The sequence below is a fragment of the Paraburkholderia sp. A1BS-2L genome (genome assembly GCF_051125205.1).
Classification (GTDB): domain Bacteria; phylum Pseudomonadota; class Gammaproteobacteria; order Burkholderiales; family Burkholderiaceae; genus Paraburkholderia.
In genome coordinates this window covers 277,973-304,067 of record NZ_CP120431.1, presented here as the reverse complement: position 1 = coordinate 304,067, position 26,095 = coordinate 277,973, and the positions used below count along the sequence as shown (strand labels likewise).

Here is a 26,095-nt window from a genome sequence, read left to right as displayed (position 1 = left end):
ACCCCGAAGCTTCGCTGCCGCGCCCGAATTCCCTTGCGAATCAATGAGAATTCGTCGTCCCAGCAATGAAGCAAGGCCTTAAACAAAGCATCAATCGCGGCAGCGCCGATTTTTTCCGGTTGCTTCGCCTTGACCGCGATCCTAGAATCGGACGGACTCGGGCAGCGCTCGCGAGCCTCCCGCAAAAAAATGCTGGAACGACGCCAACCCAGGGGAGATGCAAATGGACGACATGCTGACCGCTTCGGCGCAAGCGGTGCTCGCCAGCCTCTGCACGCCGCAATTCGTGCGCGGCGTGGAGGCGGCGCACAACCGCCGCGCGGGTCGCGAACTCTGGCGGCAACTCGAAACACTCGGACTGCTGGACGCGCTCGTGCCCAAGGCGCAAGGCGGCGCCGACTTGCCGCTCGCCGAGGCGGCTGGCGTGCTGTTCGCGTTCGGCCAGCACGCCTTGCCGTTGCCCGCCGCGCACACGATGCTCGCGCGCCATCTGCTGGCTGCCGCACAGGTGGACGCGCCACGCGGCCCGATCGCGCTGGCGATTGCCGACTCCACGCAACGCATGGCCTTCGTGCCCTATGGACAAGTGGCCGACGCGGTCGTGGTCGAGACTGCGGCAGGCGTGTATCTCGTCTCGCTCGACACAGCCTGCGTGGAGAAACACGGCGACGGACTGGACGCGACTGTGCGCTTCGATACGCGCACGGCACGTACGCTGCCCGCGCGCGGCATCGCCGAGTTGGGCGCGCTTGTGACGGCCGCCACAATGGCGGGCGCGATGCAGCGCGTGCTCGACATCACGGCCGACTATGTAAACGCGCGCGAGCGGGTTGACGAAACATCCGGCAAATCCGGCAAAGTCGAAGCGGCGCAGCAGCAACTGAGCGCGATGGCGGGGCACGTTGCCGCCACGCGCTCGGCTGCGCAGATGGGCTGTGCCGCGCATCGCAGCGGGCAGCAGCGCCTCGCCACCGCGATTGCCAAGGCGCGCGCAAGCCGAGCGGCGCCGCTGGTCGCGAACGGCGCGCATGGGCTGCTGGGCGCGATGGGCATTGCCGCGAAGTTCGATCTGCAGCTTTATACGCGGCGCTTGCATGCGCAGCGCCTGCAATATGGTTCGGAATCCTTCTGGGATGAGATTGTGAGTGCGCAGGCGGTTGATCGCTGCGAAGATGCATCGGGTATTTTCGATGCGCTCGATGAAGCGGCTACGCCGTTGGCGCTTTCGAGAACGCTTTCATCGAATCGCCCGCAACAGGATCTGTCTGCGCGGTAGTCATACGAATGCGGCTCCGCAGTCCATAACGCCACGACGTCGGTTCCGAAATGGCGCGGATTTTGGCTTCAGGCACGGCACCATCGCCGATGGCCGGCCGCCCGCAGACATGCTAGGCTTTCCTCCAAACAACTCCGGAGACTGCGATGCCGTTCATCTGTGAAAACGTTGAATGTCGTGCCGTGCTGGCTCGTGGGCAGGTCCGACTCAGTCGTGACGACGAGGCGTGGTTTTTCTACTGCCCGGACTGTAACGCGAGGAACGAGTTAAACAATATCGGGGCGCCCGGAGCCCCTGTACAGTTGGTTCAGCCGGAAAGACCCGGCCTTCCGCACAAGGTGGTTGCGACAGCACGACCATTGGAGGACGGCAGGTACGCGGCGCAGCTGCGCGTTCAAAGAGCACTCGGCATCAACGGAACCTACGCGGTCGAGGAGCACTGGGAGCAGCTCGGTGTATTCCTCAACGCGCAAGAGGCCGTAGCGCACGCAAATTCTTTCGCAGCTGAGCTGCTGAAGGCCTAGGCGTCCCTGGCTTTCACGGCATGCGCCAGCAACACGCATTCGCCCTGGCTCCGGCCTCGCCGGCCGATCCAGGCGCGTTGCGTTTGCCTCCCGCGATCTTGCTGGCGTGCTTCAGGTTTCCCCGCTGGGAGAAGACCATGCAACCTGGAATGATGGCGGCACTATGCGGCTTGCTTTTCGCTTCCACGACCGCCATTGCGCAAGATACGCATATCGCCGCATTCGATGCACCAGCGAGCGGAAACAAGTACACGCAACAGTATGTCCTCGACGTCGGTGACGTGCCCGGCCACAAACTGCGGCTATACGAGCTGGTGCGCAATTACGGCGGCAAAGACCAGACAATCGAAGGCATCGTTCTGAAAGAAGCCGTCATCCGCGCCACCAGCGATCTGACCGATCTGAACGGCCTGGGACGCAGCTATGTCGAATACCGAATGGAGAACGGCGACAAGATTTTTGCGCGTGGATATTTCCTCAATCACAAGCTGCCAGACAGCAACCGTCTGAAGAACCTCACAGAGTTGGATATCACCGGCGGTACCGGCAAGTTCCGCGGTATTCGCGGCATCGTGCGCGCAGAGACAACCTCCGACTCCAAGACCTTCAACCAGAACCATACCGAGTTCGAATACTGGTTCGAGAAGTAGCCGCTAGGCTGCCTCGAGTTCGCGAACGCCTTGGTGAATCCGATTTCTGCTCCAGATTCGAGCAGCCGCGCATCATTCTGCGGCTGCTAAGGTTCGACAACGCTCGACGATAGTTCCGGCAAAAATCCGACGATGTCCATGGGGACGCCGCACGATCGCCCGTGGATTTCCGAACACCTTCCCATTTCGCGATGCCTTGAATGGCCGGCGGCAAAGACGGCTTTACAACGGGAAAGAAGCCATTGACCTGAATCAATCGGATACCGTCAATGGGACCTTATGGTGGGTTACGAGCCGAATCGACTGCTGCTCGATGGGGCGCGGAGCGCGTTCGTCCCGCCTGCCGAGCCGCTACGATTCGTACGAAGAACGCACCACCAAGCGCTCATATCGCGACCCGGGAGGCATCATGATCCATCAACCCATTGCGGCGCTCGCCGCAGCGTTTGTCGGCCTTGCCGCATTGACGGCCGCTCAGGCCCAGACATTGGACAAGATTGCGCGAACCAATCAGATCGTCGTTTCGTATCGGGAATCCGCGGTCCCCTTCAGTTATCTGCTGACGCCGCATAAGGCGGTTGGATTTTCGGTGGATGTGACCGAAGCCATTGTCGATGACGTCCGAAAGACACTTCGAAAGCCGGACCTGCGCACCGTCTACATGCCCGTTACCGGGCAAAACCGGATTCCGTTGCTCGTCAACGGCACCGTTGATCTGGAGTGCGGATCGACGACAAATACATCGACGCGCGGCAAGGACGTCGCGTTTTCGATCAACTACTTCTATGCCGGCACGCGACTGATGGCCAAACGTGAATCACACATCGGTGACTACGCGGGTCTCGCACACAAGGTCGTCGCGACCGTCGGCGGCAGCACCAATGAGACGGTCTTGCGCCGCCAACTCAACACGCAGCGCATCGAAGCGGACGTGGTGCTCGCAAAGGATTACGCCGAAGCGCTGCAGGACGTTGCGAACAATAGAGCGGCGGCGCTCGCACTCGACGACGTTCTGCTTTATGGGCTACGTGCGAACGCAAGCGACCCGGATACGTGGGAAGTCGCCGGCGAGGCGCTGCAGATCGAGCCATACGCGTGTATGGTGCGAAAGGATGATCCGGCGTTCAAACGGCTCGTCGACGGCACGCTGACCCGGCTGATGAAGAGCGGCGAGTTCACGCGCCTGTACGCAAAGTGGTTCGAATCGCCGATTCCACCGCGCGGCGCAAACCTCAAAATGCCGATGAGCGCTGCGCTGAAGGCAAACCTGAACGCGCGCAGCGATCGCCCCGCACAATGACAGATCGCGCGCGTCTTCACTTCGCGCAGAACAGGCGCAAATGACCGCAAGTGGCTGGCGTCGCGATATGCCTCGAGGGTGCCCGGCGCATGTCGCGCCCGCACCGGACAGCGCACCCCAACCATCGCTGACCAGGCATCACGATGACAATCGCCGCCGGACCTCGCGCTGACGCCGCCGAAGCCCTGCCGACCACCGACCGTGCGACGGGACTTGCGTCGGCCGAGGCGCAACGCCGCCTGCAATTATTCGGCGTCAATGCCATCGAAGAGGTTCGCACGCCGCGATGGCGCCAGCTTCTCGGCAAGCTCTGGGGCCCCGTGCCGTGGATGCTCGAAGCGGTAATCGCGCTGCAGGTGATGCTTCATCGTGGCCAGGAGGCGCTGGTTATCCTGTTTCTGCTCGCTTTCAACGCCCTCGTTGCCTTCGTACAGGAGCAGCGCGCGCAGGACGCACTGACTTTGCTGCGCCGGCAATTGCAGGTCAACGCGCGCGTGCTGCGCGACGCGCATTGGAGCCGTCGTCCCGCCGCGCAACTGGTTCCCGGAGATGTGGTGCGCGTGCGGGCGGGCGATATCATCCCCGCAGATCTCGCGTTGTTCGATGGAGCCGTGACGCTGGATCAGTCGGCCCTGACCGGTGAGTCTCTCGCCGTCGACGCCGGTCCCGGGCAGCCCGCGTACACCGGTTCGATCGTGCATCAGGGCGAAGCCAGCGGCGAAGTGATTGCCACCGGCTCGCGAACCTGCTTCGGGCGGACCGCGGAACTCGTGCGCACGTCCAGCGCGCCCAGCCATATGCAACGCACGATTTTCTCGATCGTCAAGCGCCTCGTCGCTTTCGACCTCGTGCTCGTGGTGCTGGTCGTCCTTTACGCCGTCACGCATGGTCTGCCGTTGGGCGATACCGTGGTGTTCGCATTGCTGCTGCTCGTCGCGTCCGTTCCGGTCGCCTTGCCGGCGACCTACACCCTGGCCACGGCTATCGCGAGCACACGCCTTTCAAAACAGGGGGCTCTCGTCACGAGGCTGCCTGCGGTAGAGGAAGCTGCAGCCATGGACACCCTTCTATCCGACAAGACCGGTACATTGACGCAGAACGCCCTGTCTGTCGTCGGGGTCGAGGCATTGGCTGACGCCGACGAGGGCGCCGTCTTGCGCGCTGCAGCAATGGCGAGCGACGATGCATCGCAGGATCCGCTCGATCTCGCGATCCTTTTTGCCCATCGCAAAAGCGCGCAGACTGCCCCGGTGCCCGCGCGCGCGCATTTTCAGCCCTTCGATCCGGCAAGCCGATTCAGCGAAGGCATCTACGTCGTCGATGGGCAGGAGTGGCATGCCCTGAAAGGCGCGACCAGCGCAGTATTCGAACATTGCGGTGCCAGCGCGGCGCAACGCCAGGCCGCGCAAGACACCGGAAGGGAGTTGGCCGCTGGAGGCGCGCGCGTGCTCGCGGTTGCGGCGGGTCCAGTGGGCGCGATCCGGCCTGTAGGCCTGATCGGCCTCTCCGATCCGCCTCGGGAGGACGCTGCCGAACTCATCGCCAAACTAGGCCAGCTTGGCGTGAGAGTCTGCATGGCCACCGGAGACGCGCTGGAGACCGCGCGGGCCATCGGACAACGACTTGGGCTGGGCACGCGTATCTGCGTTCCGCGCGAAGACGACCTGCGACATCCCGAAAAATGCGACATCTTCGCCCGCGTGCTGCCTGAAGAGAAGCATGCCATCATCCGCGCGCTGCAACGGGCAGGACACATCACGGGAATGACCGGCGACGGCGTCAATGACGCGCCCGCGCTACGGCAGGCCGAACTCGGGATCGCCGTGGCCAGTGCCACGGATGTGGCCAAGGCCGCAGCGGGCGTTGTGCTGACCGATCCGGGTCTGAGCGGTGTCCTGACCGTGGTCGGCACAGGGCGCGAAGTGCACCGGCGCATGCTTACGTATGTTCTCAACAAAATCGTCAAGACACTTGAGATCGTCGTTTTCCTCACACTGGGTCTCTGGCTCACCAAAGGCTTCGTGATCTCGCCGCGGCTGATCGTGTTGCTGCTGTTCGCCAATGACTTCGTCACGATGAGCATCGCAGCCGACCGCGTCCGACCGGCGACCCAGCCCCAGCGCTGGCGAGTCGGCCAGCTTGTCGGCGCCTCAGCCGTGCTCGCAGCCGTTTCGCTTGTGTTCACGCTATCGCTGTATGGCGTGGCGCGCACCCAGTTTGGGCTGAGTGCCGGGCAAATGCAGACAATCGTGTTCCTGCTGCTGGTATTCACGACGCAGGCCAATGTTTATGTGCTCCGCAACGACGGGCGAATGTGGGCGTTCGCTCCCGGGACGCTCATGGCGTGTGCGAGCGCCATCGACGTCGTCCTGGTGAGTTCGATGGCCGTAACCGGAACGCTGATGGCAGCCGTCCGACCGGAACTCGTTGGAGCCTTGATCTGTGCCGTCGTCCTGTTCGCTGTCCTTCTCGATCGGATCAAGAGTGTCGTGTTTCGGCGTTTCATGTTCAGCGGCGCGTAAATGACGCTCGCACGTCATGGAGCCCGGCGGACACCTCCAGCCGTCTAACGTCTACATAGCGCCTACAATTTGTGAAAGAACGCACAACGCTGGATCCGGCCGGACGCACGCCACCGCCTGGCGCCAGCGCGTTCAATGCAAAGGACACGCGCCATGAGAAAGCCGCATCCGCCAGGAATACGCTCCGCACTTCTTGCCGCGCTGGTGCTTCTGCTCGCCGGTTGTGTCTACAGCGGCATGCCGCCGCCTTATGCCGGCCCGCACCTCAGTCCAACGGAGTGCCGCGACCTTGCATCGCTGAAGAGCAACGCGCCGCCTACGATGGCGCAACACCAAAGCGAACTCTCGGCCCTGAGGAAAGCGGGTTACGACCCGTCGCCCTGGTTCGACGACCCGTACTATCCGGATGATCTACAAGCGGCGCAGCGCCTGGTTGACTATTGGTTCCAGACAGAGTGCCCGCACCTTCAACCCGGCTGAGAACCGCATGGGAAAGGGGTACCATGAAGACGTTATCGAACGCGAGGCGCATTCGTGCCTGAGCCGCACTCTCCCAAGCGAGGAGTCCACCATGATCCTGTATCACACCACCTCAGATTCCCCGGTCGTCGAAATAACCGTCGAAGGTAAAATCACCGACCACGAATTGCGCGAAACCATCGAGCGCATGCGCAGCGATATCGAACTGAACGGCAAGACCCGCGTGCTCGAACGCATCGAGCATTTCAGCGGCATCGAGCCGAAGGCGCTGTGGACCGACATGACGCTCGGTGTCCCCCTCGCCCGCAAGATCACGCGCGCTGCCGTGGTGGCCGACGCCGGCTGGATTCGTGCATCGATGCATTTGGCGCGGTTCTTCACGAAGGCTGAAATCAAGGCCTTCCACGTCAACGAGCTGGAACAGGCGCGGGCCTGGATCACCGCCTGATCAGGCGGTGGTCACGGCATCGCCGTGCGCGTCGCTTCAGGCATCTGTTTCGTAATGCAGACCGTATTCGCCCGTCGTTCGCTTTATTCGCGCGAAACCGGGCACCCCCAAATGCATGCCAGCGATCAAAAGCCCGTCCGCGCTGACCCGCTCCAGAAGCCGTGACCGTGTAGTGGCCGCGAGCGACGGGTTTTGATCGAATGCGATCGATACGTCTGGCCGTTTAATCTGGATGTGAGGAAAGTGAACGATATCCCCCCAGACAAGCACGCCCTGATCGCGTGATTCAAGGAGGTATCCGGTGTGACCGTCCGTATGCCCCGGCAACGGCACCGCGCTGATACCGGGGAGCACGTCCCCCTCAGCGATAGTACGAAGCTTGTCCCTGTAGCTATCGAACACCTGGCGCGCGATCAGGAAATTTCCGCGTGCCCGTTCGCTGGCACGCGCCAGATTTCCGTCATCTTGCTACGCGGCGCAGGTTCGCGAGATACTCGAACGGCTGGAACGCGACAGCCTGTATCTGATGGGGCAGCCCGTTGAAGGCGCGAGCATCGATATCGCCGCCATTCCGACCTTTGCCACCCGTTGGCTTATCCCTCGGCTCAAGCGTTTTCAGACTCGGCATCCGAACATCACCGTGCATATCGCCGAGCGCATGGAGCCGTTCGTTCTTGCGGGTAGCGGTTTCGACGCAGCCATCCATTTTGAGCACCCCGCGTGGGCCGGGATGCATCGATATCGGCTGCGGGAGGAGGTGCTGGTGCCCGTCTGCAGTCCGGCGCTGCTCGAAGACGCCGGTGCAGACGCATCGCTGGATGATCTGCCACGTCTGCACCGGCGACAGAATCCGGACGCCTGGCAGCGTTATGCCCAGGAGTGCGGCATCGCGCTGACCAACTCGGCGGTTGGCGCACGCTATGACCTCCATGCCATGCTGATCGAGGCGGCGCTAGCCGGCTTGGGTGTTGCGCTGGTGCCGCGTCTTTACGTCGGAACGGAGCTCGAACAAGGCCGTTTGGTCGCGCCCTGGCCCGACGGTAAAGGGGTAGTCAAAAACTTCTGCCTCGTTCTTCCTGAATCCATCGAATCGAGTGCAGGGCCGCTCCAGGCATTTGCGAACTGGATTTTTGACGAAGCCAGAGGCCCGGCGCCTGAAAGCAGCGCCTGAGCACATCACGAGATCGATATCAATCGCCGATCAAAAACTGGTCTGGCAGCGTAATTTCAAGCAACTGGAGATCATCCGAGTAGTGCTCGAATGCATACCGCGCATGACCGGGGATCGTGACGCTCGCATCCGATGCGAGCGTATAACGGTCGCCGTCCACGACGACATCGAGCCGCCCCGACAGCACATAGAAAAAGCACAGTTCGGTGTTGTGCGTCTGCGTCCGGCGCCTCGCCTCTCCGGCAGGCCGCACGACGCGAACCCCGGCTACGCCTTCGGTAGCCGCGCCAATCCCCGTATCCGCCGCCTCAAAACCCGCGATGCGCCACGGCGCCCACTTTGCCGACGCCGCCACGTGACGCACGAAGCGCTGGCCATTGAAATCCCGCACGGGATGCGTCGCCGGTGTCGGCAGCACCATTTCATGGTCGACCACGGTGATGTGCTCAGCCGGACTGCTGAGTTCGACGACCTCCGCCCCAGCCGAGCTTGCCAGCACGCGATGCCGAATGGTCGGCGGCTGCAGCACGCAGTCTCCCGCGTGCATTTCAAATGGCTCGCCCTGCCCCTCATAGACGACGCGCACCCAGCCCTTCCGGCAAAAGATCGTCTGGAACCGAACCTTGTGAAAGTGCGTGTAGTCGGGAACCGGTCCGCCATCGAGAATACGAATGTGCGATGCGATAAACGCGCCACCATGCCTGGCCGGCAGCAGATCGCGATAACGAAGCCCGGCCCGCCCGACGTTCCACTGCGCGTCTTCATCCAGATGCGACACCGCGAGTTCCTGAATTGTCTCTGGCTGACGAAGTGGTGGATCGTTTGCTTCGAGGCGAATGCGCACCCCGTTCGGCGCAACCAGTTCTCGCGCGCCGGACGATAGCTGGTCAGGATCGTCACACAACACTCGCAACTCTTTGACGCCGTTGGCGAGGCCTACGCCAAGACGAATCGACAGGCCATGCCCGGAGAGCATCGCGGTTGAAGGGTTATCGGCTGGAAAGATGGCGTCGATCCGCAGCCCAAGCGTTCTCTTGAGGAATTCAAGGGTGGGATTCAACTCGTCGCATGCCATCAGTACCTGGCATCGACGCATGCCGGAAATGGGCTGCCGGGTGGATAACAGATCGTCGGTTTTGCTCATGACAACGCTCCGGGGAATGGAGATCAGCGCTTGAAATACTGCTTGACCGCATTAACGAACACGCCAATGTCCGCGCGTGAAACGTCCAGATGCGTGACGAAACGGGAACCATATAACACCTGGGTGAGAATGCCGCGTTCCCGGAGCCACGCTTCGAGCGGTGCGCAATGCGGCTGCGGGAATTGTGCAAAAACCATATTGGTGGCGTGCGACAAAACCTTTACCCGATCGATCTGCGCGAGCCCTTCGGCAAGCCAGGCCGCGTTGTCGTGATCTTCGGCGAGGCGTTCGAAGTTGTGTTCGAGCGCGTAAAGACACGCTGCTGCGAGTACGCCCGACTGCCGCATGCCGCCACCCAACATCTTGCGCCAGCGGCGCGCCGCCTCGATCACCGCCTTGCTGCCGACCAGCACCGAGCCCACGGGCGCACCGAGTCCCTTCGAAAAACACATCGACACCGAATCGAACGGGGCGCACAGCGCCGCGAGCGACTGCTTCGAAGCAACAGCGGCATTGCAGACACGCGCCCCGTCGAGATGCGTCGACAGCCCGCGCTCGCGCGCGAGTTGCGTGGCCTCGGCGACATACCCCCCGGGCAGCACTTTTCCCCCAGTGGTGTTTTCCAGTGCGAGCAAGCGTGTTCGCGCGTAGTGGATGTCGACCGGCTTGATGGCCGCAGCGATCTTCTCGAGCGGCAGCGAGCCATCGGCTGCGTTTTCGATGGGCTGCGGCTGGATGCTCCCCAGCACGGCCGCGCCGCCGCCCTCGTCCCGGTAGGCGTGCGCGGCCTGGCCGACGATGAATTCGTCGCCGCGCCCGCAATGCGCCATCAGCGCAGCCAGATTGCTCTGCGTGCCGGTCGGGAGGAACAGTCCCGCCTCCTTGCCCGTGCGCTCGGCGACAGTCGCCTGCAAACGAAGCACGGTAGGATCGTCGCCCCAGACATCGTCGCCCACTTGCGCAGCGGCCATGGCGGCCAGCATGCCCCGGCGCGGACGGGTCACGGTATCACTACGCAGATCGATCATGTGGTCGTCTCCCGGATCAGGCGCTGGCGCCGTTGGCGACCACCGACTGCGCCAGCCGTTTGCGGTAGACGAAGTACACGATGGAAACGGCGATCAGCCACGGCACGCCAACGATCCACGAGATGTTCCAGAACTCGGTATCGAGTCCCATCGTGATCAAGATCGCGCTCAGCAATGCAATGCCGGTGATCTGCGCGATCGGGAACAGCGGCATGCGAACCGGCAGCGTGCGGCCTTTCCATGCCTGGCGAAAGCGCAGGTGTGTGGCCAGAATCACGATCCACACGAAGATGCCGCCAAACAAGGCAATACCGAACAGATAGTTGTACGCGAGCGGGCTGAAGAACGACACCGCGGCGGCGGCCAGCACGCCGGCGCCCGAAATCAGCGTGGCGACGAGCGGCGTGCCGTTCGCAGTCAGCGCGCCGATCCAGCGCGGTGCATAGCCGCCGCGCGCGAGCGAGAACAACGTGCGCGAGGACAGGTAGATGTTGGTGTTCATGCTCGAGAGCGCCGCCGTGATCACCACGAAGTTCATCAGCCCCGCCGCGTGCGCAATGCCTGCGTGCGCGAAGAGCTTCACGAACGGGCTTTGCTGGACCACCTTCGCACCGGCTTCCGTCCACGGGAGATAAGCCACCATGATGCCGAGCGCGAGAATATAGAAGAGCGTGAGGCGCAACACCATCGAGCGCAACGCATGCGGAATGGCGCGCGTCGGATCTTTCGCTTCGCCCGAGGTCACGGCCACGATTTCGACGCCGTAGAACGAGAAGATCGCCATGAGCACGCCCATCCAGACGCCGCTGAAGCCATGCGGCATGAATCCGCCCGGCAAACCGGTCAGGTTGTGCAGGCCGACGCCGGGCGACCCCGTGCCGATGCCGAACACATGCGCGAGGCCTACCACGATGAAGCCGAGGATCGCCACCACCTTGATCAGCGCGAACCAGTACTCGAACGAACCGAAGTTGCTCACCGAGCGGCAGTTCACGTAGATCAGCGCAATGCCGAACGCGATGGACCACAGCCACACGGGAATGCCCGGAAACCAGAAGCCCATGTAAAGGCCCACTGCAATGGCCTCGCCGCCGACCGCAACCACTTCGATGACCCAATAGGTATAGCGCACGACAAACCCGGCCCAGCGGCTCAGGTACATCTCGGCGTAGGTGCCGAACGAGCCCGCGGTCGGATGCGCAACGGCCATCTCCGCGAGGCTGAACACCATGATCACGGCGATCAGCGCGGCGATCGCGTAGCTGATCAGCACGCCGGGGCCCGCGTAGCCGATTGCAATGCCGCTGCCCATGAAGAGGCCCGTGCCAATGGCCCCGCCGATGCCGATCATCGAAATTTGCCGCTGCGTCAGGGCTTTGTGCAAGCCCTTCTCACGCGCGGTAATGTTTGTCTCGTCCATGTCGTTATTTCCTTGTCGAATGTATTTCGCAAGCAGATCAGGCTTCCGGTAGCAGCGCCGACAACGTGTCGAGCACGGCATGCGTCGTCAGCGCGCCCGGCGACATGCGCACGGTGCTGCCGCGCGTATCCACGAGCACGCCGTGCTTCGCCAGCGTGGCCTCCAGTTCGTGCGGATCGACGTGCGCGGGAAGATCGGCCATCACGCTGCCGCCGCGCTGCGCATCGTCGCGCGGCGATCGCACCGCATAGCCTTTGGCGTCGGCCAGCGCAATCAACCGATGCGACAGCGCAAGGTTGTGCTCGCGCATGCCGATGGCGTCGGGCGAGAGCCGCCACGCGAGGCCAGGCCCCGACGCGACAAACGGCAGGAACGACGGCGTGCCGCCATCGAAACGCCGCGCATCGGGCGCCAGCGAAAAGCGCGAGAGATCCCAGTTGAAGGGATCGGGCTGGCTGAACCAGCCCTGCACGAGCGGCGCCATATCGCTGTCGATCAGCTTCGGATCGAGGTACGCGAGCCCGGTGCCCGGTGCGCCGCACAACCATTTGAGCGTGGTCGTCGCGACAAAATCGACGGCCGGTTGCATGACGTCGAAATCGAGAATGCCCGCGCCCTGCGTGATGTCGACCGCAATCAGGCTGCCCTGCGCGCGACCGTGCGCGGCCAGGCGCTTGACGTCGGCGCGCTTCGAAGCAGTCGACGTGACCCAGGTGATGACGGCCAGCGCCACGTCTTCCTGCCAATGGGCAATGAATTCGTCGTCGGTCATGTAGGCCGCGTCCGGCGCGAGCGGCACCGTATCGAGCGTGAAGCCCAGCACCGGTTCGAGCCCGCGCAGCATGTAATGCAGGCTCGGGAAGCAATCCGCGGAGATCAGTACGCGACGTCCAGCCAGACGTTTGCGCCCGAGCGCGCCGACGAAGCGCGCAAATGCATCGGTGACGTTCTCCGATGCAAACACGGCGTGGGCCGGCGCATTGACCAGCGTGGCCCATTGATCGAGCACCTGCCGCCGGGCGGCAAGGCCGTAGTCCCAGCGTTGCAGGTCCGGGCGGCACCAGCTCGATGCAAACGTGTCGAGCGCGGCGCGTACCGCGTCCTCCTGCCCGGGAAACATGCCGACCGAGTGATACAGCAGCCACCCAGAGCGATCGGTATCGGCGGGATGATTCATGAATTGGGTTCCTTTCAGTATGACCGGCGTCGTGACGCGCTGCGCGTCAGAACATGTGGCGGATGCCCACCGCGACGCCGGTCTGGTTGCTCTTGCCCGGCAGCTCCGTGTACGCGCCGCCCGAAACGTGGTTGTAGTCGACCGTGCCGTAAACCTGCGTGGCCTTCGACAGCGAATATTCGGCCAGCAGCACGCCCGTGTAACGCTCGCCGTTGTTGGCCGCGTAGCCGTTGAGGTTGTGCATGTCGTCGTAGTAGAACGCGCCCGTGAGCGCCAGCGCGGGTGTCGCCTGATAAGTCGCGCCCGTATAGAGCGTCATGTCGCGACGCTGATTGGCCGACGGCGAGCCGGTGATAACGGTGCGGCTCGGGTCGTTGAGCGCCTCGTCGACGGTACCCGTGCCGTCCTGCCCGCCCAGGTACCCCGCGAACAGCGTCGCCGGACCGGCGGCATACTTCACGCCTACACCCCACATGCGCTGGATGTTGTTGCTGAGATCGCGCGTTTGCTGATACGTGCCGCCAAAGCTCGCCGGACCGAGGTCATACGAGGCGCGCACGCTCCACGACGAATTCTTGCTCAGGCTGCCGGGCTGCTGGCCAAACCCATAGGTTGCGCCGAGATGGAGGCCGCCGAATTGCCCGGTGTAGGTCGCGGCGCTGTCGATGCGGCCTACCGTCATGAAGAACGGCCATGAGTTCGCCGTATAGTTGCCGACGGTCAGCGGATCGAAGTCGCCGAAGAAGTTGAAGGCCTCTGTCCCCTGGCGGCCGAACGTGACGGTGCCGTACTGGCTTTCCAGACCCACGTACGCGTAGCGGCCAAACAGACGCCCGCCCTGATTGAGCTTGCCGGTCTGCGGATCGAAACCGCTTTCGAGCCGGAACACCGCCTTCATGCCTGCGCCCAGGTCCTCGTCCCCTTTCAGGCCCCAGCGGCTATTCGTGATCGCGCCATTAGTCAGTTGTACCTGGTTGTCGTTAGCCGCGTTCGAATTGTTGGTGAAACGAATGCTCTGATCGACAATGCCGTACAGGGTGACGGAGCTTTGCGCGAAAGCGCTGCCCGTCAGACCAATTCCCAGCATGGCTATCGCGGCGTGAAGTTTGCGTTGCATGATTTTGCTTTGTCTCCTCGTGGGATGAATAATGGTTCTCCGGTTAGCCTCCGGAGTGGGCCCTTCGAAATCCTGGCTCGAACAGTCCTCTCAGGGCTGAGCGGAGCCGCTCAGGGGCGCTCAGGTTCCCTTACGCAATAGTGTTTCGAGCCGGTCCATCGCTTCGATCAGGCTGGCGTCGCTGCGCGCGTAGCACAGGCGAATCTGATGCGCCGACTCCGCACCGAACGCGATGCCCGGCGCGAGCCCCACGCCGGCCTCGTGCACGGCGCGTTTGCAGAATTCGAGCGTGTCGGTGACGCCGTCGATACTGAACATGAGATAGAACGACGCGCTGGCCGGGACCACATGCAGACCGTCGATCGCGCGCAGGCGATCGAGCGCGATCTGCCGGCCGCCGCGGCAGCGCGCCACAAACGCTTCGACAATCGCCTCGCCTTCATTGAGGGCCGCTGCCGCGCCCGCCTGCAGAAACGCCTGGCCGCCGCTGGTGTTGAACTGGACGAGCTTCTCGAACGTACCGAGCATCGCACGCGGATACACGAGCCATCCCATGCGCCAGCCGGTCATGAGCCAAGCCTTGGAGAAGCTGTTGATCACGAAGACCGGGTCGTCCGGCGAGGCGATTTCCAGCAGCGAAGGCGCATAGGTCCGGTCGTACACGATGCGCTGGTACACCTCGTCCGCGAGGATCGCGATGCCGCGCGAACGCGCGAATTCGAGTAGTTGCCGCTGCCGGCCGGCTTCCATCGTCCAGCCTGTCGGGTTGCCTGGCGAGGCATAGTAAATGGCCCGGGTGCGTGCATCGCAGGCGTCGAAGAGTTGCTGCAGGTCGAGATGCCACCCGTCGTCGCCGTAACCGAGCGGCACGCTGCGCACGTCGCCGCCGGCAATCGTGACGGCGCGCAGAATGTTGGGCCACGACGGCGTCACGCACACGACGTTGTCGCCCGGCTCGATGATCGCTTGCGCCACGAGCGTGACGGCATTCATGCCGCCGCACGTGACGGAAATGCGCTCGTCTTCGATGGCGATGCCGCAAAGCCGCGCGTAATATGCGCGGATCGCATCGCGCAACTCGGCAATGCCGCGATTAGGCGAGTAGAACGTGTGCCCCGCCGCCAGCGCACGACTGGCGGCATCGCAAAACGGTTGCGGTGTCGGCAGGTCGCTCTCTCCGGCCCACAGGCCTATGACGTCATTGCGGCCGATCCCCAGGCGCCAGACATCGATGATCGGCGAATCCGGCATCGCTGCGATTGCTCGTCTCGTGATATCCATCGCGTCCTCTCGTTCCTTTGGAGTCCGATCAAAATGAAAAGCGCGTGCCTTGCGTCGAACCGCGCGCATCGTCCTTCGCTTCTTCTCGCACCTGGAGAAAGCCTTGCTTCACCACGTCGATGTCGTTGGCGCTCACGGCCATCCGGCATCCGCGCTCGAATGCCTGATGTACGGCGCGCGTGTTGCCCGTGAAGATGCCGCACGGCAAACCGTTTTCCGAGGCAGCACGCACAACGCGCTCGCAATCGCGGTCGATCACCTGGCTATCGACGGTGCCGCGTGACATGGCCAGGTCGCCGGTGCCGATGAACAGATAGTCGACGCCCGGGGTCGCGGCAATAGCCTCGACGTTTTCCACGCCCTCGGCCGTTTCAATCATCAGACCAATCGCTACTTCGCGATCCGCGTCCCGCATTGCCTCGAACCCCGCCCTTAGCGGCCGCACGCCGCCGGCCGAGCGCTTCCCCACCGGCGGGTATCGTCCTGCCAATACTGCCCTGCGCGCGTCGTCCGCCGTTTCAATGAGCGGCACCAGCACCGAAGCCGCGCCGGCGTCGAGCGCTTGTGAGATGGCGCTGTGCGAGTTTTCCGCGCAGCGGGCAATCACCGGCACCCGCGTGCCCACCGCGCCAATGGCCGCTTCAAGCGTAGTGCGCTCCCACAAGCCGTGTTGAAGATCGATGACGATCGCGTCCGGATTTGCCTGAGCGGCAAACTCCACCATCGGCGCACTGCCCAGCGCCAGCCATATCAGACGAAGAGGATGTTCATCGGCCAGCAGTGGCTTCAGCGAGCGAAAAAGCATGGACTTACGCCTCGTTCCTGGAGTGGGCCGCCGAGCCCGAAAGGCCCGACTCGACAAAAAACTGAATTCAGTTTTTGGGATAGCGGGAACATTACTGTGGATATATTTTGATGTCAACGAACTGCCTCCAAAATTTCTTTCCGGCTCGCGTCAGAGCATTTTATTGCGAGGAATTCGGGGTTTTACCGAGATGGGTTTTCACCGATAGGCCGACAGGACTGGCGGCCCCGTGGCCGCCTTGACAATTCGCGCCCCGGCGGCCGAGAATGACTATCAAATTCAGAATTCAGTTTACGGAACGGCCGCCATGACGAGAGGGGTTACAAAGATTCCCAAAGCGCCGGTCAGAACCGCGCTCACGCAAACGACACTGACCGAGACCATCTACCAGGAAGTCCGCGCTCGGATGCAGCGCGGGGACGTTGGGCCGAACGATCGGATTCTCGACTACGAAATCGCCAACGAATTCGGCTGCACGCGCATGCCTGTTCGTCAGGCGCTCGTGCGCCTCGTCAACGAGGGTTTTCTGGTCGGCACCACGCGCGGTTTCGTCATCCCGAGGCTGACGAACAATGACGTCCATGAGATTTTCGAAGTCCGCAGGCTGCTTGAGCCGAGCGCCGCAGCGGGTGCAACCGCGGTGCTGACGGACGTGCAGGACGCTGCGTTAAAGCGCGCGTACCAGAAAGCCGTCCGAAGCTGCGAAAAGCGGGACGGCGCTGCGTTGATGGCAGCCAATGTGGAGTTTCGCGATGTCTGGCTCTCGGCCGTACAGAACAGTCGGCTACAGGACACGATTCGGCGGTTTACCGACCACGCGCAGCAAGTCAGATCGCTCACGCTGACCGACCCGTCGACGCAAAAGATTGCATTGGCAGGCATGCGCGAATTGCTGCAAGGCTTCCTCGAGCGCGATTCGAAGCGTGTGAGGGCCGCCATGCTCGAATTCATTCTCAATGCCGAGCAGCGCTATTTCGTGTCGGTGGACGGCCAGAATCCGTGATCGAGGCGGGGCGCGAGCACGCGTTGCCCGAGCCCCACTGAGCTGTCATTGCCGGGCGGAAGGCCCGGACCTAGCGACCCATGCGCCGATCGTAACTACGGTTGATGCGCCCAAGCAGCGAAGGATCTTGTGCATTGCCGGAATTGAATTGCACCATCACGCTGCCATCGGCTTGCTGGCGCACGTTCGCAGTGACCGTGCCGCCGGCGGCGGTTCCGGCTATCGCGCCGGTGCCGGGGTCCTGAACCGTGATCGCGACCCCTTCGTCGCGCATCGCACCTGCAGCGGCGGCAAAGGACCGGTCGAAACTCGCAGGCTGCATGACCACGGTGCCGGGAGGCGGCGCGTAGTAATACGGACATCCCGCCAGAGGCAGCAGGCCGGCGCACACAGCAGCGAGCATGAGTCGTCTCGCGACGACACCTTTCTCTCCGCGCGATTTCCGGCAACTCCGTAAGCTCGTCATTATGGGTGTCCGTGTGTCAGTTTCCTGCGGAAGGTTTTAGCCTACCCGCTGTCTCGTTCGTTGGATATCGGACCTTGGTCCGATTCCAGCGCCTCCCACCGGCGTCGCCACTACCGGCAGTCCGTTTGAACCCACTGATCGACCAGGCGCTGCGCCGCGTGCAGATCGTCCGGGTAGTTCGGGTCATCGTTCCATGGCGACGGGTCATAGCCCGCTTTCCTCAGCGCCGAAAGCTCGGCCTGGCGTTGCTCCTTTGTAGGAGACGGATTGCTTTTTAGCGCGACCAGGTCGCGGCACTCCGTTGGGCTCAGATGGGGACCGCTTTGCGGCATGCCGCCAGCGGCACATCCCGCCAGCAGGAACGCCAGCGCAACAAGCGTCGAGCGGTTTCTCTGGAAGTTTTCCATGAAGCATCTCCACACGTCTGATTGGCGCAACGCAAGCGCGTGCGATGCCACTGCCCGTGCCGGCGCGATCGAAGGAAAGGACACGTACTATGGGAAAGCGACATCTGCCGGAAACTGGATCGATACTTCACACTCTAGTGCTTCTGCTCGCCGGTTGCGTCGAAGGAGACTCACGAAACGTCACTAGCCCGTGCCGCGATATTCACGTTCGGCAAACGGCTCAGAACGTTGGGAGACAGTAACAGCTTGGCTGCGCGCACTCCCGCTCGTGCAAGTTCTCCGCCGAATCGTTGCTCGATCACATCGATGGCGGCCCAAATGTTGGGCCCGACATTTTTTAAAGGGCGTTTGGCTATGGGCGTCAATTGCAATGCATCGATTGTTCTTTTGATATTTACCAGCCGCGGAAATGGACTGCCTCCGGCTGGTATGGAAAAGCGGCTGGGCGGCAGTGCACAGGTACATGCCCATTATCCTCGGATTGTAGAAACGTTTGACGTTGCCAAACACTTTTGTGCGAGTTTTCTCGCGCGAGCGATCGGCCGTGCGCATGGCGCGACTGATGTTCTGGTTCGAACAGGACTGCCAGTACGCTAGCAAGCGTTTTGTGAAAGAACCCCCGCCGATGCAACGAAACCCGTCCGTGTGCGGCCCGTGCGATGATGTGCCACGACCAACACGAGATATGGGATGACAACGACATTCGACGAAGCAACAACGGCGACGATCGCCGCGTTTGCCCAACTGGACTTCTACACGGCTGTACAGGCGATGCGCGCCGAGGCCGACTACGACCGCGAACGGGACCAGTGGATCTCGCGCTACATCGACGAGCACGGCGGCGGCATGGACGATGCGGAATACGACGCCTTGCACGCGCAGGCCCAGGCAACCCCGGAATACGCGCAGTTCGTCAATGCCGTCCGCACGGAAATCCGGGAATACTTCGGCGTGTCCGACAATCAACTGAACTGGGTGATCCTGCTACGCGATGACGATAGCGATGCGCTTTGGGGGGAGGTCAACCGGCAGCGAAGCGCGCTGGGCACCGGTGAAGTACGCGGAGATCTTTGATCATCGCGTTCCATCGGGATTTTCCGATTGAGGAATTTGATAGTCCCGATGTCTTGCCACGCGTGAGTTGAGGGACGGTCGTGACTCGCCGCTGCGGCTCGGGAGCGTCGTTCGCTCGTACTGTCGAACAGGCATTCAGGTGTCGGCCCCACTGGGCCGGCGGTTCCGTTCAGGTCATTCTTCAGCCATTGGTATCCGCGCGACCACGAATGTCAACCTTCACTGCGGGCGGATGCGTACTCTCGCCCGGTTGCGGTCATTTCGCAGTGCAGCTTTCACTGCCTGATCGCATTCGGCCGCAAGGGCTGAAGCGTGCCATCATCGCGATGGTCGTACTCGGTGCAAACCCGCCCAAAGACGCGGTGTATCCGCTTAACGCGGCCGCCGCCGATGGCAAGCGCGTGAGCGGAGACCAGCGCTATGTCCAGGTGGTGGACACTGGGCAGGAGCAGGCCAGCGCATGTGTTAGGTATCGGAACTCGCAACGTAGCGATGGGGCGCAGATCGATGGTGAAGGCCAGAGCATCGATCCGGCTAGTGCGCGCCATCGCGCGTCATTCGCCAGCGGGCGTATTGAGTCACCGGTGTATCAGCTACGGGCTCAGGCGAAGACGAAGTACTTGCGCACCGTCTCCACCACCTCCCAGGTCCCCTTCATGCCGGGTTCAATCACGAACACATCACCCGCCTTCAGGTGCACCGACTCCTCGCCTTCCGGCGTGATAATGCAGTAGCCGTCGAGAAAGTGGCAGAACTCCCACTTCTCGTAGTTCACCTCGAATTTACCCGGTGTGCAAATCCAGGTGCCCATGATCTTGCTACCGTCCTTGGAGAGGTAAGCGTTGAGGTTCACGGTGTGCGGGTCGCCGCCGATGCGCTTCCACTTGGTGGCGTCAAGGACCGGAGTCGGGCAGGTTTCGCGCAAAACGGTAATGAAATCGGACATGTCGGCTCCAAACGATCGGATAAGAGGTTCATCACCTTAGTTCAAAAGCGTTACTGGAGCTTGTACGCTTCCGACACCAACCCATCTATTTTCGACACCGACTCCTTCCCAGCTTGCTGCGGGCGCCGTTTGGAAAATTCGCGGACTTTGCCTATGCCGGCAAAAAGGCAAATCGCCAACTTGATGGTCAAGCGGCTGAACGGCTTAGCGCAACGACGACGCCTGACTCGCGCTATCCGCGTTTGCGCAGCGGATCGAGCAAGCTCCTCAGGCCGTTATGGTCCATCTCCTGCATCAGCGCTAGCAGCCGGCCGATTTCTCCCGGTGGAAACCCTTCGCGGGCGAACCAATTGAGGTAATGCCCGGGCAGATCGGCAATGAGCCGGCCCTTGTACTTGCCGAAAGGCATGGTGAGGGTGACGAGGCGTTCAAGGTCGGGAGCTTGCATGATGGGCGTATTGTGCATGGCTGTCCGTTGCAGCATGCCACAGCGCGCCGACTGATTCAGCTTGCTATCGGCGCGCTTGTCCAGCCGTTGCTTCGCGCCCACGAGGCTCGATCCGCACCGCCTCCACCCGCTCGCGCAGCAAAGGCGTCGCGAAATCCAGGAACGCGCGCAGCTTGAGTGGCAGCGGCGCTTGCCCGCCGTGCACGAGACTGACGGGCCATGGCGCCAGTTCGAACGCCTCGAGCACCACGGCAAGCCGCTTTTCGCGCACCGCCTGCGCAACCTGATACGAAAGCACGCGCGTGAGCCCCACGCCATGCAGCGCGGCGTCGATCGCGGCCTCCGCGGTGTTGACCGCGAGCCGCGCGTGCACCGACTGCACGACGTCGCCCTTGCCCGAGCGGAACGTCCACGTGCGGCCTTCGACACTCTCGAACGTCACGCAGTGGTGCCGCGCCAGATCGCCTGGCGCAGCGGGCACGCCGTGCTCGGCCAGATACTCGGGGCTCGCGCAAACCACGCGGCGAATCGCGCCCACGCCCACCGCCACGAGCGCGCTATCGGGCAGCTCGCCAATGCGCACGGTGGCGTCCACGTGCTCTTCCATCAGATTGACCACGCGGTCCGCCAGTATCAGCCGCACGTCGATCTCGGGATACTGCGCGAGAAACGCATTGACGATGGGCAGCACGTGCAGCCGCCCGAACACCACGGGCGCCGAGAGCGCAAGCGTGCCTCTTGCCGTGGTGTATTCGCCGGTTGCCGCGCGCTCGGCCTCGCCCACCTCTTCCAGGATACGCCGGCAGGCCGCCACGTAAGACGCCCCGGCCCCGGTCAGCGCGAGTTGCCGAGTGGTGCGTTTGAGCAGCCGCGTCTTGAGATGCGCCTCGAGGTCGTTGACCTTGCGGCTGACCGTGGCCAGCGGCATGTTCAAACGCCTCGCCGCTGCGGAAAGGCTGCCGGCCTCGACCACGGCGACGAGCACGGACATCGCATCGAGCCGGTCCATGATGTTCTCGCTGTTCGGGAGGATGAGCATGAATATTGCCGTATCCTCTTCAAACGTGCGATTTGGGAAGGCGCAACCCGGGTAGGTAAACGCAAAAAGCCGGCAAACCCGGTTTGCCGGCTTTCCAGGTCGGAGACCTCGGCGAAGCTTAGCTTGCCGATGCTGCAGCTTGCGGCGTGATCACGAGGTTCAGGCCGTTTTCCTTCGTGATCGTCAGGGTGACTGCCGACGGGGTCTTGTTGGCGCCAGCGCCAGCCGTAACGACTTGCAGGTTCGACAGCTGTTCACGTTGAATCAGTTGCATGAGCAACCTCCATAAATATGTGCGTGTTGAGAGAATGCTCCCCAATTAGGGAGGGAGCGGCGAAAAGCTTACGGCCAATCTCTCGCCGGGCGGGCTCTCTCGATTTGAAGATTCATGAAGAAGCTTTGGCACTTTGCGTCGCCCGACAAGCAAGTCATTGCACGGCGGCACCATAAAGGATTTGGAGAAATCGCCAATAGCACGATCGTTCTATTTTTGTTAGGCTGCGACTTTTCTTATTCACGGGCCCTCTGCCATGTCGCTGATCTTCTCTCGCCGTGATCTTGATTTCCTGCTCTACGAATGGCTCGACGTCGAGCGCCTTACGCGCATCGCGCGCTACGCCGACCATTCGCGCGAGACCTTCGATGCGGCGCTCGACACCTGCGAGAAGATCGCGACCGACCTGTTCGCGCCCCACAACAAGAAAAACGATCAGCACGAACCGCACTTCGACGGCGAAACCGTCACCATCATCCCCGAGGTCAAGACCGCGCTGAAGGCGTTCAGCGAAGCGGGTCTGATGGCCGCGGGCCAGGACTACGAATACGGCGGCATGCAGTTGCCGCTGGTGGTCGAGAAGGCGGGCTTGGCGTGGTTCAAGGCCGCGAACGTGGGCACGAGCGCGTATCCGTTCCTCACCATCGGCAACGCCAACCTGCTGCTCGCGCACGGCAGCGCAAAGCAGGTCGAGACCTTCGTGAAGCCCGAGTTCGAAGGCCGCTACTTCGGCACGATGTGCCTGTCCGAGCCGCAGGCGGGCTCGTCGCTTTCCGACGTGGCCACACGCGCCGACTTCGAGCACGACTCGCCGCTGGGCGCGCAGTATCGGCTGCGCGGCAACAAGATGTGGATCTCGGGCGGCGAGCACGAACTCTCCGAGAACATCGTCCACCTCGTGCTCGCGAAGATTCCGGGCCCGGACGGCAAGCTCATTGCCGGCGTGAAGGGCCTCTCGCTCTTCATCGTGCCGAAATACCTCGTAAGCGAAGACGGTTCGCGCGGCGAGCACAACGACGTCGTGCTCGCGGGCCTCAATCACAAAATGGGTTATCGCGGCACGACAAACTGCCTGCTCAATTTCGGCGAGGGCACGAAGTACGCGCCGGGCGGGCGCGCGGGCGCTATCGGCTATCTCGTGGGCGAGCCGCACCAGGGCCTCACGTACATGTTCCATATGATGAACGAGGCGCGCATCGGCGTGGGTCTCGGGGCGACCATGCTCGGCTATACCGGCTATCTGCATGCGCTCGACTACGCGCGCAATCGTCCACAGGGGCGCAGCGTGGGCGCGGCAGGCAAGGACCCGGCTTCGCCGCAGATCAGACTGATCGAGCACGCCGACGTGCGCCGCATGCTGCTCGCGCAAAAGAGCTATGTAGAAGGCGCGCTCGCGCTCAATCTCTGGTGCGCGCAACTGGTGGACGAAGCGCGCGCTGCCGCCGACGACGCGGCGCGCGAGCCGCTCACGCTGCTGCTCGACCTGCTCACGCCGATAGCGAAGAGCTGGCCCTCGCAGTGGTGCCTCGCCGCCAATGATCTCGCGATCCAGGTGCACGGCGGCTATGGCTATACGCGCGAATACAACGTCGAGCAGTTCTACCGCGACAACCGCCTCAACCCGATTCACGAGGGCACGCACGGCATCCAGGGCCTCGACCTGCTGGGCCGCAAGGTCACGATCAAGAACGGCGCGGCGCTGAAGCTATTCGTGCAATGTGTGCAGGCTACGACGGACCGCGCACTGTCGAGCGGCGACAAGCAGGATGCCGCGTATGCGCGCTCGCTTGAAGCGGCGCTGAATCGTCTTGTCGATGTCACGCAAACGCTCTGGTCGGCCGGCGACCCGAGCGTCGCGCTCGCCAATGCGTCGGTGTATCTGGAAGCGTTCGGGCACGTGGTGGTCGCGTGGGTCTGGCTCGAACAGGCGCTCACCGCGCGCGCGGCGCTTGCGCGCACAAGCGGCACAAGCGAGGAAGGCGGCAAAAACGACGATGAGGCCAGCTTCTATCGCGGCAAGCTCGCCGCCGCCAAATACTTCTTCGCCTGGGAGCTGCCGAAGACGGGCGCACAGTTCGATCTGCTCGCCTCGCTCGACCGCACGACGCTCGACATGCAGGATGCCTGGTTCTAATCCGGCGGTCGTGCGCCGCTCAAAGCACTTGAGCGCCAGCAAACCTGCCCGCCGCGCTCCCCCACCTACCTGACTGGGGGGGTGTCCCCCCCGCGCGCTGTCCTTACCCTGAAAGCCGTTCTGCCCACGCCGCCAGCGCGGGCAGAGTCACATCAGAGGAGACAGACCCTGCGCCGCCCCGAACCCGCTTCGGGCCGCCTGCGGGATTTCGCGCACTACCACCAAAGTGGACGACGCATGACGCCGTATCCACGACAGGGGACACCCATGAGCTCACCCTCCGCCGTGCCCGTGGCGGGCGAATACGATTATCTGGTGATCGGCGCCGGATCGGCCGGCTGTGCCGTGGCGGGCCGCCTCGCAGACGATCCAACGGTGCGCGTCGCCGTGATCGAGAATGGCGGCCCGGACGACCATTACCTGATCTGGACGCCCATCGGCCTCGCCAAAACCGTCGTCAAGCCTGGCCCCTACAACTATGGCTACTACACCGAGCCACAGCCGGCGCTCGGCGGCCGCACCAGCTATCAGCCGCGCGGCCGGGTGCTGGGCGGCTCTTCGTCACTCAATGGCATGGTCTATATCCGCGGCCATCGCAAGGATTACGACGACTGGGCCGCGCTCGGCTGCGAGGGCTGGAGCTACGACGACGTCCTGCCCTACTTCAAGCGCAGCGAGAACAACACTCGCTTCGCCGGCACCGACAATCCGTGGCACGGCACGGACGGCCCGCTTTATGTGAACGACCTGCGTTCGCCCAATCCTTTCTGCCATCACTTCCTGCAAGCCGCGCAGCAAGCGGGCCATGCGCTGAACGACGACTTCAACGGCGCCGAGCAGGAAGGCTTCGGCTACTACCAGGTCACGCAGCACAACGGCGAGCGCTGGAACGCGGCGCGTGCCTATCTGCACCGGGGCAAGACCACGAACGGCCACTACAACTTCGGCCGTAATAACCTGGCAGTGCTGACCGGCACCCGGGCGCTGCGCCTCGTCTTCGAAGGGCGGCGCGCGGTGGGCGTGCGGGTCGTGCGCGATGGCGTGCAACACGTCCTGCGCGCACGGCGTGAAGTGATCGTGAGCGGCGGCGTATTCAATTCGCCGCAGCTCTTGCTGGCCTCGGGCATCGGGCCTGCCGCGCATCTGCGCGAAATGGGCGTCGAGGTGCTCCACGACCTGCCCGGGGTGGGCGAAAACCTCCAGGATCATCTGGACATCGTGCTCAACACGCAACTCGACAGCACCGATCTGTTCGGCGCGACGCTGCGCGGCGGCCTGCGTCTCCTCAAGGAGATCCGCCGCTATCGGCGCGAACGTACCGGCATGCTGACGTCCAACTTCGTCGAAGCAGGCGCGTTTGTGAAGAGCCGCCCCGAGCTCGATCGCCCCGACCTCAACCTTGTGTTCACCGTCGCCCTGATCGGCAATCGCAACATGGGCAGCCGACGCAAGCTCGGCCACGGCTACTCGGGGCACGTATGCGTGCTGCGCCCCGAAAGCCGCGGCGTCGTGCGCCTGCGCTCGCCCGACATGCGCGAAGCGCCGCTGATCGACACACGGCTGATGAGCGCGCCACGCGACATGGAAACGCTGATAGCCGGCATCCACATCATGCGCAATATCTTCGGGCAGCCTGCGCTGAAGAACCTGGGCGGCCGCGAAATGAAAAGCGAGAGCTTCGCCGATGAAGCCAGCGTGCGCGCTTTCGTGCGCGGTCACGCCGATTGCCTGTATCACCCGGTAGGCACCTGCAAGATGGGGCGCGACGCGGACCCGCACGCGGTCGTCGATCCCGAACTGCGCGTGCGAGGCGTGGAAAGTCTGCGCGTGGTGGACTGCTCGATCATGCCAACGCTGATCGGCGGCAACACCAACGCTCCGGCCATGATGATCGGCGAAAAGGCCGCCGACATGATTCGCGCCGCACAACGCCGGGCATAGCGAGAATATCGTCGGCAAGG

Annotated in this window: 24 protein-coding genes and 2 pseudogenes; 12 read left to right on the top strand and 14 right to left on the bottom strand. The window is 63.0% G+C overall.

What is annotated here, in order from left to right:
* The first annotated feature begins 223 nt into the window (after positions 1-223).
* The 7 genes from P5W98_RS31260 (at position 224) to P5W98_RS31230 (ending at position 7,200) form a co-directional block, all read left to right on the top strand.
* Positions 224-1,276 carry an acyl-CoA dehydrogenase family protein gene (locus P5W98_RS31260; RefSeq protein ID WP_421028303.1) on the top strand — a complete coding sequence of 351 codons (1,053 nt, stop codon included), beginning with the start codon at positions 224-226 and terminating at the stop codon, positions 1,274-1,276.
* Positions 1,277-1,422: 146 nt separating this feature from the next.
* Positions 1,423-1,800 (top strand): hypothetical protein, encoded by a 378-nt coding sequence (locus P5W98_RS31255; protein ID WP_421028302.1) that lies wholly within the window; start codon positions 1,423-1,425, stop codon positions 1,798-1,800.
* A 20-nt stretch (positions 1,801-1,820) separates the two neighbouring features.
* Complete coding sequence (locus P5W98_RS31250) at positions 1,821-2,450, top strand: hypothetical protein (RefSeq protein ID WP_421028301.1); 630 nt, start codon at positions 1,821-1,823, stop codon at positions 2,448-2,450.
* 409 nt (positions 2,451-2,859) lie between these two features.
* The gene (locus P5W98_RS31245) at positions 2,860-3,750 is read left to right on the top strand and encodes an amino acid ABC transporter substrate-binding protein (RefSeq protein ID WP_421028300.1); all 891 of its coding nucleotides are present in this window, start codon (positions 2,860-2,862) and stop codon (positions 3,748-3,750) included.
* 143 nt (positions 3,751-3,893) lie between these two features.
* Positions 3,894-6,272 (top strand): plasma-membrane proton-efflux P-type ATPase, encoded by a 2,379-nt coding sequence (locus tag P5W98_RS31240; RefSeq protein ID WP_421028299.1) that lies wholly within the window; start codon positions 3,894-3,896, stop codon positions 6,270-6,272.
* Positions 6,273-6,425: 153 nt separating this feature from the next.
* Entirely contained in the window at positions 6,426-6,752 is a 327-nt protein-coding gene (locus P5W98_RS31235) for a DUF4148 domain-containing protein (protein ID WP_421028298.1), read from the top strand.
* Positions 6,753-6,843: 91 nt separating this feature from the next.
* Positions 6,844-7,200, top strand: coding sequence for an STAS/SEC14 domain-containing protein (locus tag P5W98_RS31230; RefSeq protein ID WP_421028297.1), 357 nt, complete (start codon positions 6,844-6,846; stop codon positions 7,198-7,200).
* 36 nt (positions 7,201-7,236) lie between these two features.
* Here the strand turns inward: P5W98_RS31230 and P5W98_RS31225 are convergent.
* A pseudogene (locus P5W98_RS31225) lies at positions 7,237-7,668 on the bottom strand (MBL fold metallo-hydrolase); the annotation flags it as partial.
* 1 nt (position 7,669) lies between these two features.
* Here P5W98_RS31225 and P5W98_RS31220 point away from each other — a divergent pair.
* Positions 7,670-8,371 (top strand): annotated as a pseudogene (locus P5W98_RS31220) (LysR substrate-binding domain-containing protein); the annotation flags it as partial.
* Positions 8,372-8,390: 19 nt separating this feature from the next.
* On the opposite strand, the gene P5W98_RS31215 reads toward P5W98_RS31220, so the two are convergent.
* The 7 genes from P5W98_RS31215 to P5W98_RS31185 form a co-directional block, all read right to left on the bottom strand.
* Positions 8,391-9,515, bottom strand: a complete 1,125-nt coding sequence (locus tag P5W98_RS31215) for a cupin domain-containing protein (RefSeq protein ID WP_421028296.1) — start codon at positions 9,513-9,515, stop codon at positions 8,391-8,393.
* Positions 9,516-9,538: 23 nt separating this feature from the next.
* Positions 9,539-10,543 carry a low-specificity L-threonine aldolase gene (gene ltaE, locus P5W98_RS31210; protein WP_421028295.1) on the bottom strand — a complete coding sequence of 335 codons (1,005 nt, stop codon included), beginning with the start codon at positions 10,541-10,543 and terminating at the stop codon, positions 9,539-9,541.
* A 16-nt stretch (positions 10,544-10,559) separates the two neighbouring features.
* Positions 10,560-11,963, bottom strand: a complete 1,404-nt coding sequence (locus tag P5W98_RS31205) for an amino acid permease (protein ID WP_421028294.1) — start codon at positions 11,961-11,963, stop codon at positions 10,560-10,562.
* 37 nt (positions 11,964-12,000) lie between these two features.
* Positions 12,001-13,140, bottom strand: coding sequence for an aminotransferase class V-fold PLP-dependent enzyme (locus P5W98_RS31200; RefSeq protein WP_421028293.1), 1,140 nt, complete (start codon positions 13,138-13,140; stop codon positions 12,001-12,003).
* A gap of 46 nt (positions 13,141-13,186) precedes the next feature.
* Positions 13,187-14,257 (bottom strand): porin, encoded by a 1,071-nt coding sequence (locus tag P5W98_RS31195; RefSeq protein WP_421028292.1) that lies wholly within the window; start codon positions 14,255-14,257, stop codon positions 13,187-13,189.
* A 120-nt stretch (positions 14,258-14,377) separates the two neighbouring features.
* Positions 14,378-15,538: a pyridoxal phosphate-dependent aminotransferase gene (locus P5W98_RS31190; protein WP_421028291.1), complete on the bottom strand. Its 1,161-nt coding sequence runs from the start codon at positions 15,536-15,538 to the stop codon at positions 14,378-14,380.
* A 28-nt stretch (positions 15,539-15,566) separates the two neighbouring features.
* Positions 15,567-16,460: an HpcH/HpaI aldolase family protein gene (locus P5W98_RS31185; RefSeq protein WP_421028290.1), complete on the bottom strand. Its 894-nt coding sequence runs from the start codon at positions 16,458-16,460 to the stop codon at positions 15,567-15,569.
* 190 nt (positions 16,461-16,650) lie between these two features.
* On the opposite strand from P5W98_RS31185, the gene P5W98_RS31180 reads away from it, so the two are divergent.
* Positions 16,651-17,346: a GntR family transcriptional regulator gene (locus P5W98_RS31180; RefSeq protein ID WP_421028289.1), complete on the top strand. Its 696-nt coding sequence runs from the start codon at positions 16,651-16,653 to the stop codon at positions 17,344-17,346.
* A gap of 70 nt (positions 17,347-17,416) precedes the next feature.
* Here P5W98_RS31180 and P5W98_RS31175 read toward each other — a convergent pair whose 3' ends face one another.
* Positions 17,417-17,749, bottom strand: coding sequence for a hypothetical protein (locus P5W98_RS31175; protein WP_421028288.1), 333 nt, complete (start codon positions 17,747-17,749; stop codon positions 17,417-17,419).
* A 173-nt stretch (positions 17,750-17,922) separates the two neighbouring features.
* Complete coding sequence (locus P5W98_RS31170; protein ID WP_421028287.1) at positions 17,923-18,219, bottom strand: DUF4148 domain-containing protein; 297 nt, start codon at positions 18,217-18,219, stop codon at positions 17,923-17,925.
* Positions 18,220-18,909: 690 nt separating this feature from the next.
* On the opposite strand from P5W98_RS31170, the gene P5W98_RS31165 reads away from it, so the two are divergent.
* Complete coding sequence (locus P5W98_RS31165) at positions 18,910-19,293, top strand: ATP-dependent protease (RefSeq protein WP_421028286.1); 384 nt, start codon at positions 18,910-18,912, stop codon at positions 19,291-19,293.
* Positions 19,294-19,894: 601 nt separating this feature from the next.
* On the opposite strand, the gene P5W98_RS31160 is transcribed toward P5W98_RS31165, so the two are convergent.
* The 4 genes from P5W98_RS31160 to P5W98_RS31145 form a co-directional block, all read right to left on the bottom strand.
* Positions 19,895-20,239, bottom strand: coding sequence for a cupin domain-containing protein (locus P5W98_RS31160; protein WP_014193317.1), 345 nt, complete (start codon positions 20,237-20,239; stop codon positions 19,895-19,897).
* Between the two features lie 232 nt (positions 20,240-20,471).
* Positions 20,472-20,687, bottom strand: coding sequence for a DUF3820 family protein (locus P5W98_RS31155; protein WP_421028768.1), 216 nt, complete (start codon positions 20,685-20,687; stop codon positions 20,472-20,474).
* A gap of 64 nt (positions 20,688-20,751) precedes the next feature.
* Entirely contained in the window at positions 20,752-21,696 is a 945-nt protein-coding gene (locus P5W98_RS31150; RefSeq protein ID WP_421028767.1) for a LysR family transcriptional regulator, read from the bottom strand.
* A gap of 148 nt (positions 21,697-21,844) precedes the next feature.
* Positions 21,845-22,000 carry a hypothetical protein gene (locus tag P5W98_RS31145; RefSeq protein ID WP_175196844.1) on the bottom strand — a complete coding sequence of 52 codons (156 nt, stop codon included), beginning with the start codon at positions 21,998-22,000 and terminating at the stop codon, positions 21,845-21,847.
* A 256-nt stretch (positions 22,001-22,256) separates the two neighbouring features.
* Here P5W98_RS31145 and P5W98_RS31140 point away from each other — a divergent pair, with 256 nt between their 5' ends.
* Together P5W98_RS31140 and P5W98_RS31135 are read left to right on the top strand one after the other, a co-directional pair.
* A complete protein-coding gene (locus P5W98_RS31140) occupies positions 22,257-24,134 on the top strand; it encodes an acyl-CoA dehydrogenase (RefSeq protein ID WP_421028285.1) in 1,878 nt (625 codons plus the stop codon).
* Between the two features lie 267 nt (positions 24,135-24,401).
* On the top strand, positions 24,402-26,075 hold the full coding sequence (locus tag P5W98_RS31135; protein ID WP_421028284.1) for a GMC family oxidoreductase: 1,674 nt from the start codon (positions 24,402-24,404) through the stop codon (positions 26,073-26,075).
* Positions 26,076-26,095: the final 20 nt, after the last annotated feature.